This window comes from Streptomyces ipomoeae 91-03 (assembly GCF_000317595.1).
GTDB lineage: Bacteria > Actinomycetota > Actinomycetes > Streptomycetales > Streptomycetaceae > Streptomyces > Streptomyces ipomoeae.
Genome location: NZ_AEJC01000128.1, coordinates 1 through 7109 on the forward strand (window position 1 = coordinate 1; position 7109 = coordinate 7109).

1 protein-coding gene is annotated in these 7109 nt (G+C 73.5%); it reads right to left on the reverse strand.

The window, feature by feature from the left end; genetic code table 11:
• On the reverse strand, positions 1-7109 hold a 7109-nt coding region (locus STRIP9103_RS08610; protein ID WP_048819939.1), incomplete at both ends, for a non-ribosomal peptide synthetase.

The window sequence follows — 7109 nt, forward strand, 5'->3', positions numbered from 1 at the left end:
GCTCGGGCAGTCCGGCGAGCGTGGCCCGCCAGTGGTCGAGCTGCCGGGAAAGGACGCTGTCCGGGTCGTCGGACTCCCCCAGGGTCTGACGCTGCCACACCGCGAAGTCGGCGTACTGGACGGGCAGTTGAGCCCAGCCGGGTTCCTCGCCCCGGGTCCGGGCCGCGTAGGCGGTGGCGAGGTCGCGGGCGAGCGGGGCCATGGAGGCGCCGTCGCCGGCGATGTGGTGCAGGACGAGGAGCAGTACGTGTTCGCTCTCACCGAGGTCGAACAGGGTGGCCCGAAGCGGGGGTTGGGTGGTGAGGTCGAACGGGGTGCGCACGGCCTCGGCCAGTCGGGCGGCGAGACCTTCCTCGTCGACGCCCACCACGCTCAGCGGCGGCACCGACGGCAGCACGATCTGGTGGGGGCCGTGTCCGTCCTCGGCGAAGACCGTGCGCAGGGCCTCGTGCCGCGCCGCCAGGTCGTCCAGGGCCGCGGAGAGCGCGGCCACGTCGAGGTCGCCGGTGAGACGTAGCGCGACGGGCAGGTTGTACGTCGGGGACGGACCCTCGAAGCGGTGCAGGAACCACAGCCGTTCCTGGGCGTACGACAGCGGCAGGCGCCCCTCGCGCGGCTGGGCCGTGATGCCGGTGCGGCGCGGTCCGCTCCCGGCGAGCCTGGCCGCGAGCTTCGCCACGGTCGTCGCCTCGAACAGCACCGACAGTTCGATGTCGACGTCGAGGGCGGCGCGGATGCGGCCGGCCAGCCGGGTGACCAGCAGGGAGTGGCCGCCGAGCGAGAAGAAGTCGTCGTCGATCGACACCTCGGGCACGCCGAGCACCTCGGCGAACAGCCCGCACAGGATCTCCTCCTGCGGGGTGCGCGGCGCTCGCCCTCCGGTGTGGGCGAGGTCGGGGACCGGCAGGGCCCCCCGGTCGAGCTTGCCGTTCGGGGTGAGCGGCAGCTCCGCCAGGGTGACGATCTGGGCCGGGACCATGTACTCGGGCAGCCGGGCGGCGAGCCGGTCGCGGATGTCGTCGGCGGCGTCGAGCGGGGCGCTCGGGTCGGCGGGGACGACATAGCCGACGAGCCACTGGCCGTGGACGGCCGCGGCGGCCTGGGCGACGGCCGGGTGGTCGGCCAGCGCGTCCTCGATCTCGCCGAGTTCGACCCGGAAACCGCGCAGCTTGACCTGGTTGTCGGCGCGGCCCAGGTACTCCAGCTCGCCGTCCGCCGTCCAGCGGGCCACGTCGCCCGTGCGGTACATCCGGGATCCGGGCGGGCCGTAGGGGCTCGCGACGAACCGTTCGGCGGTCAGGGCGGGCCGGTCGAGGTAGCCGCGGGCGAGCTGGACGCCCTCGACGTACAGCTCGCCGGGAACGCCGGGGGCGACCGGCGCCAGCGTCGCGTCGAGGACGTACGCGCGGGTGTTGGTGATGGGGCCGCCGATCAGCACGGTCTCGGTGTCGGGCGGCGCGGCCCAGGCGGTGACGTCGACGGCGGCCTCGGTCGGACCATAGGCGTTGAGCAGCACGGCGCTGGAGTCGTCGTGGAAGCGGCGGACCAGTTCGGCGGGCAGGGCCTCGTCTCCGGAGACGACCAGGCGCACGGAGTCCGGGAGCCGGGTCTCGGCCAGGTAGGCGCCGAGCATGGACGCGCTGAGGTGGACGACGCCGACGGACTCCTCGCTCATCAGCCGCTCCAGGTAGAGCGGGTCGCGGTGGCCGTCGGGCCGGGCCACGACGAGGGTGCCGCCGTACATCAGGGTCCAGAAGACCTCCCACACCGAGACGTCGAAGCTGACCGGGGTGGACTGCAACACCCGCTCGCCCGTTGCGAGTCGGTGGTCGCGCTGCATCCACCACAGCCGGTTCGCCATGCCCGCGTATGTGTTGACCGTGCCCTTGGGCCGACCGGTGGAGCCCGAGGTGTAGATGACGTACGCGGCGTTGTCGTCGTGGACCGTCACCCCGGGGTTCTCCGCGGGCCCCTCGGCGTCGGGTGCGATGCGCTCGAAGCCGTCCACGTCCCGGTCGGAGATCAGCAGCCGGGCGCCGGAGTCGTCGAGGATGTACGCGATGCGGTCGGCCGGGTAGCCGGTGTCGATCGGCACGTACGCGGCGCCCGCCTTGATCACCGCCCACAGGGCCACCATCAGGTCGACCGAGCGCGGCAGCATCACGGCGACCCGTGACTCGGGTCCGACACCCCGCGCGCGCAGGGCGTGTGCGAGCCGGTTCACCCGGGCGTTGAACTCGCCGTACGTGACCCGATCGCCCTCGAAGAGGATCGCCTCCGCGTCCGGGTCCCGCAGCGCGTGCGCCTCGAACAGCTCGACCACCGAGCCCTCGCCGTCGAACGCCACGGCGGTGTCGTTCCAGCCGTGCAGCACCAGGGCGCGGTCGTCGGCGCCGAGCACGTCCACCTGGGACAACCGCTGTCCGGGGTCGGCGGTGACGGCCTGAAGGACGCGTACGAAGCGGGCCGCGAAGCTCTGCGCCGTCCGGCGGTCGTACAGGTCGGTGGCGTACTCCAGGCGGCACAGCAGCCCGCCGTCCTCGTGGACGTGGCAGTCGAAGTGCACGTCGAACTTGGCGGTGCCACTGGTCACCGGGCCGGGGTCGGCGGTGACACCGGGCAGGTCGAAGCGGGCCTCGGTGAGGTCGAGCCAGGCCAGCATGACCTGGAAGAAGGCGTGCCGGGAGCGGGATCGCTCCGGGTTGAGCTCCTCCACGAGGCGCTCGAACGGCACGCCCTGGTGGGCGTACGCCGCCAGGCCCGTCTCGCGGACACGGACCAGCAGTTCCTCGAAGGTCGGGTCGCCGGAGGTGTCCATACGGTAGACGAGGGTGTTGATGAAGACGCCGACCACGTCGTCGAGCACCGAGTCGGGCCGGTCGGCGATCACACCGCCGAGCGGGATGTCCTCCCCCGCGCCGAGCCGGGTCAGCAGCAGGGACACGGCGGCCTGGAGGATCATGAACGGGGTCGTGCGGGTACGGCCGGCCAGGTCCAGCATCCGCTGGTAGAGCTCCGCGTCGACGGGGAACTCCACGTGGTCGCCGCGGTGTGTGGCCACGGCCGGGCGCGGCCGGTCACCGGGGAAGGTGACCTCGGGCGGGAGTCCGTCGAGGTGCTCCTTCCAGTAGTCGATCTGGCGCGGAAGGTCCGCGGCAAGCGTCTCGCGCTGCCAGATCGCGAAGTCCGGGTACTGGACGGTGAGTTCGGGGAACCGGGGTGCTTCTCCGTCGAGCCGGGCCCGGTAGGCGGCGGACAGGTCCTCGGTGAGCGGGCGCAGCGAGGCTCCGTCGGTGGCGATGTGGTGCACCACGAGCAGCAGGACGTGGGTGTCCGGTCCGGTCGGGTAGAGCGTGGCCCGCAGCGGCAGGTCGCGGGTGAGGTCGAAGGGGCGGGCGGCGGAGGCGGCCAGGTCGGGGGTGGGGCCCGCGTCCCGTACGACCTCCATGGTGAAGCCGGTGTCCGCGGGCAGGACGGTCTGGTACGGCCCCTCGGCGTCCTCCGGATACAGGGTGCGCAGCGCCTCGTGGCGGGCGACCAGGTCGGCGAGCGCTCCGCCGAGCGCGTCCGCGTCGAGCGGGCCGGTGAGCCGGACCTGGATGGGGATGTTGTACGTCCCCGAGGCGCCCTGGAGCTTCTGCAGGAACCACATGCGTTCCTGGGCGAACGACAGCGGGACGCGGCCGGGCCGCTCCTCGGCCGTGATCCGCTTGGCCTGCGGGGCCAGCCGGGTCAGCCGTTCGGCGACGCCGGCGACGGTCGGCCCGGCGAAGACGTCCCGCAGGGACAGGTCGACGCCGAACTCGTCGCGGACGCGGTGAACCAGGCGGATCATCAGAATCGAGGTGCCGCCGAGCGCGAAGAACTCGTCGTGCACGCCGACCCGTTCGACGCCCAGCACGTCGGCGACGATGGCGCACAGCTTCTGCTCCTCGGGCGAACGGGGATCGCCGCCCGTGACGGTGGCCGCGGCCTTCGCGGGTGCGTCGGCCGTACGGACGCCGGTGACCAGCAGCCGGTCCTCCTCGCTCACGGCGGTCAACTCACCGGCTCTGACGTCCAGTTCGGCCGCCGCCCGGCCGAGCAGGTCGGCGAGGTGGTCGGCGATGCGTGCGACGGCCGACGCGTCGAAGGCGCCGGCGAGGTAGGAGAACCGCAGCCGCAGCCGCTCGCCGGGGAAGACGGACAGGCTGACCGGGTAGTGGGTGCGCTCGACGAGGTCGGCGTGGGCCAGGCGCAGTCCGCCGGCCTCGATGCCGTCGTCCATCGGGTAGTTCTCGAAGGCGACGATGGTGTCGAACAGCGCGTCGAAGCCGGACGCGCGCGTCAGCTCCGCCAGGGAGGCGTGCTGGTGGGCGTCGAGCGAACGCTGCTCGTTCTGGACCCGGGCCAGCAGCGCGGCCAGGGGCTCGTCCGGGTCGATCCGCACGCGGACCGGCAGGGTGTTGACGAACAGCCCGACCATCGACTCCGCGCCGGGCAGCTCGGGCGGGCGCCCGGAGACGGTCGCGCCGAACACGACGTCGTCACGGCCGGTGAAGCCGCTCAGCAGCAGGGCCCACAAGCCCTGTACGACGGTGTTGAGGGTGAGCCGGTGCGCACGGGCGGTCGCCGACAGGGCGTCGGTCAGCGCCTCGGGCAGAACCAGTTCGTGGACGTCGTGGCCGTCGGAGGTGCGGTCGGCGGGGGCGAGCAGGGTGGGTGCGGTCAGGTCGGCGAGGTGTTCGCGCCACGCCTCGGCGGAGGCTTCGTGGTCCTGTCCGCGCTGCCAGGCCAGGTAATCGCGGTACGGGGCGGCCGGGGGCAGGTCGGCGCCGCCGTACAGGCTGAACAGGTCACGTACCAGCAGGGGCAGGGACCAGCCGTCCAGCAGCAGGTGATGGTGGGTCAGGACGAGGCGGTTCCCGAGGGCGGTGAACCGCAGCAGGGGCGGCCGTACGACGCTGAAGCCGCGCGCCCGGTCGCGGGCGAGGAACGCCTCCACGTCGTCCGCGTCGTCCACGTCCCCTTCCTCCCACGGCACCTTGACGTCGGCGGGGACGACCTGGACGGGGGCGCCGGCCGAGCGGCTGCGGAAGGCGGCGCGCAGGTTGGGGTGCCGGTGCAGCAGCGCGGTGGCGGCCTTCCTCATCCGCTCGGTGTCGAAGCCTCCGTCGATCTCCAGGACGAGCTGGCCGACGTACGGGTCGTCGGGCTCGTACAGCGCGAGGAAGAGCAGGCCCTCCTGGAGCGGGGACAGCGGCAGCACGTCGGTGGCGCCGCGGAACCGGTCCAGTTCCTCCTGGGTGATCCGGACCAGGGGTACGTCGGAGACGGTGAGTCCGCCTCGCGTGTGGACGGCGAGTTCGGCGAGGGCCGCGGTCCATGCCTCGGCGAGGGCGCGGACGTCGGTCTCCGTGAGGACGCCCGAGGGGTAGGTCCACTCGGCGGTGAGCTCGCCGTCGCGGACATAGGCGTCGATCTGGAGGGCGTGGGTGAGCGCGAGGCCGTCGTCGGCGAGCAGTTCCACGGCCGTCGCGTCGTCGGCGAGGCGCCAGCCGCCGAGGTCCTGTGCGTCCAGACGGCCCAGGTAGTTGAAGGAGATCTGGGGTGCGGGCAGACCGGTGAGGCGGTCGCGGAGCAGGGCGTGGCCGCGACCGCCGTGCGGGATGGCGCGGAGCTCCTCCTTGGTGCGCTTGAGCAGGGCGGGGCCGGTCTCGGTGCCGGGGCCGAGGCGGACCGGGTGGATGCGGGTGAACCAGCCGACGGTGGTGGACAGGTCCATGCCGTCGGGGAGGTGGTCGCGTCCGTGGCCCTCCAGGTCGACCAGGACCGGCCCTTCGCCCCGGTGGCACTGTACGGCCGCCGAGAGCGCGGCGAGGAGGATGTCGTCGGGGGTCGCCCGGTAGGCGGCGGGCAGGGTGGCCAGCAGCGTGCCGGTGAGGTCCGCCGGGACGGTGACGGTGATCGAGCGGGCGGTGCCGTGGACGTCCTGGGCGGGGTCGAGGGGGCGGGCGCCGAGGAGGGGTTCCGGGGTGGACAACAGGTCGGTCCACAACGGGAGTTCGTCGTCGGGAGCCTGGAGGTGGGCGGCCCAGCGGCGCAGGGAGGTTCCGGCCGGGGACAGTTCGCCGCCCGAGAGGGCCTCGGCGAGGTCGGTCAGCAGGATGCGCCAGGACACGCCGTCCACCACCAGGTGGTGGAGGACGAGCAGCAGTCGGCCGGAGTCGAACCACACGGCGCGGACCATCGCACCGTCCTCGGGCGACAGTGCGCGACGGGCGGCCTCCTTGTGCGCGGCCACGTCCTCGTCCTGGGCGCGGGTCAGGCAGTCCTCGGCCCGTACGGCGCCCACGGGCCGGATGTGCCGGCCTCGCATGCGCAGGGCGTCGTGGCGGTCCAGGACCCGTTGCAGGGCCGCGCAGAGGCGGTCGTACGACAGACCGGGCTCGGCGGTGAGGAGGAGGGACTGGGCGAACCCGGCGGTGGGGCCGCCGCGTTCGGCGAGGCGCCGGGCCATCGGCGTCTCGGGGAGCTCGCCGACCGGGTCGTCCTCGACGGGTGCGGGCGCCGGTGCCGTGGTCGCCGCCGCGGCGAGACGGGCGACGGTCGGGTGGTCGAAGACGTCCTGGGGGGTGAGGTGGAGGCCCTGGCGGCGGGCGCGGCTGACGAGCTGGATGGCGTGGATGCTGTCCGCGCCGAGGGCGAACAGGTCGTCGTCCACGCCCAGTTCGGGGCGGTTCAGCAGGTCGGCGGCGAGGGCGTGCAGGGTGTGCTCGGTGGTGGTGCCGGGTGCGCGTCCGCTGACCGGCTGGGCCGGGGCGGGCAGGGCGCGGCGGTCGATCTTGCCGTTGGGGGTGACCGGGATCGACGGCAGGACGTGGACGCCGACGGGCACCATGTGGGCGGGCAGCAGGGTCGCCAGGTGGGCCCGGGGGTCGGTCCGCGGGGTGCCGGTCACATAGCCGACGAGCTGCCGGGCGCCCGCCGCCGAGTCGTGGACGAGGACCACGGCCTGTTCGACGCCGGGCACCGCGGCCAGCACGGCCTCGACCTCGGCGGGTTCGACCCGCTGACCGTTGATCTTGATTTGGTCGTCGGCGCGTCCGACGAACTCCAGGTCGCCGTCG